At 29.0% G+C, this 1,557-nt stretch carries 2 protein-coding genes; one reads left to right on the forward strand and one right to left on the reverse strand.

Translation table 11 applies throughout. The features are described 5' to 3' along the window. Nucleotides 1-603: 603 nt before the first annotated feature. Nucleotides 604-819 (forward strand): hypothetical protein, encoded by a 216-nt coding sequence (locus C568_RS36005; RefSeq protein WP_003209789.1) that lies wholly within the window; start codon nucleotides 604-606, stop codon nucleotides 817-819. Between the two features lie 101 nt (nucleotides 820-920). Here C568_RS36005 and C568_RS0130175 read toward each other — a convergent pair whose 3' ends face one another. Further along, nucleotides 921-1,139: a hypothetical protein gene (locus tag C568_RS0130175; RefSeq protein WP_003209791.1), complete on the reverse strand. Its 219-nt coding sequence runs from the start codon at nucleotides 1,137-1,139 to the stop codon at nucleotides 921-923. Nucleotides 1,140-1,557: the final 418 nt, after the last annotated feature.

The following is a 1,557-nucleotide window of genomic DNA, read 5'->3' on the forward strand; positions in this document are numbered from 1 at the left end:
ATTATCATGCAAATGATCTGTATATCAAAAGTGAATTGATGTGCAGATCATTTGTGTGAGAAAAGTCCCTTTAGCATTATGAAGGGACTTTTTTAAATTTCTACATACTTGAGGTGCCGTCACATCAACATCAAGTTAAAACACTTTTTAATGTTTTAAAAGTGCTTTTTATTTATTATAAGTACGAATGTAAACTTTTAGATATTTGTTTACATTCATATCCCCTAAAATATTGACTTCACAACAAATCTCCTGATATCATCAAAAACAAATAAAAAAGTATACATTCAAATCAAAGCAAAACCTCTGGTCCAATCACTCTTTCTACATAATTCATAAGTTAATGTAAAAGGGGGTAATCCTATAATAGCTTTACTACAATTAATTAGACCATCCGCATTTAGAGCTGTAAAAGCATTTAACCAGAATGTACTTACAACACAAATTCAACAGATTACGTATGAAACTAAACAATTTGATTTAAAAGATGAGTATAATATATCCGATTCAACCTTTATTCCTAAAAGAAAAGGAGTATATGCTATTACTGCAGGTGCAGCATTTCTTGCTAATATTCCTTTTGATAATCCTCGTACTACAACCATGTTAATACGTGTAAATGATATCGATATTGTTAAAGAAGATCACTATTTCGTGCCAAAATTAGTTAGACGACCTCATGCAGTAAGAGTAAGTACTATTCTACAATTAAATAAAAGGGATAAAGTTCAAATATGGACAATTATTAGCGGAGGAAATATGACTATTTTGAATAACGAAGGAACACATTTTGAAGCAGCTAGATTTTCATCTCCATAAAATTTCATCAGTATAATCATAATTAACTAAGAATAATCTTTTTATTTTTAGTTATAAAAATAAAAAAAGAGCTTTTAAAAAAGCTCTTTTTTTCTATCTAATTATTCAATTCGAAGTGCTAAAATATCTCGACAATCTAAAACAATTACAGTTCCTGGTTCTGTTTCATTATCTACAAAAGTTGCACAAAAATTTTCTGGATTGAAATTAACAAAAATAACGTCTTCGATTGTATTCCCACTTAAAAAAATATCTACTTCTGTACCTAATTGTAAAACCGCTAACTGATCACATACGCATTTATCATGATCATTAAACATTTAAAAACATCCCCTTCTAGAAATATAGAATTCATTCTATTCTATGTTTAAATACAAGAAGAGCTTGTTTAATAGCCTATATTCCAAAGAGATAGTATTTTTGGTTGTGATATATTTTCATACATAGTTTTCTTCGGAGGTCGTGATTCCATAAAACATACTCCTCTCTCATTAAAATGTACTGCAATACCTGCATTATTGATTTATGTACCTATAAGGTAGGGTATATATAATTGCTTGTATCAATATAGGATACAAGCATGTTTGGCATGCAAATATAAAGAATAAAGAGAGAAATAACGATATATACTATATTCATGTAAGATTTACATAACACACTTATCAGCAGTCCATGTATCTAGAAACTTAGAAAAGTCCCTTCATCTTCTGAAGGGACTTTTCATTCACATAATCAGTG

It is taken from the genome of Bacillus sp. 95MFCvi2.1, assembly GCF_000374965.1.
Taxonomy (GTDB): domain Bacteria; phylum Bacillota; class Bacilli; order Bacillales; family Bacillaceae_G; genus Bacillus_A; species Bacillus_A pseudomycoides.

Bases quoted from the DNA above. Each gene is read 5' to 3' on its own strand.
- C568_RS0130175 (WP_003209791.1), bottom strand. From the start codon at position 1,139: ATGTTTAATGATCATGATAAATGCGTATGTGATCAGTTAGCGGTTTTA.
- C568_RS36005 (WP_003209789.1), top strand. From the start codon at position 604: ATGTTAATACGTGTAAATGATATCGATATTGTTAAAGAAGATCACTAT.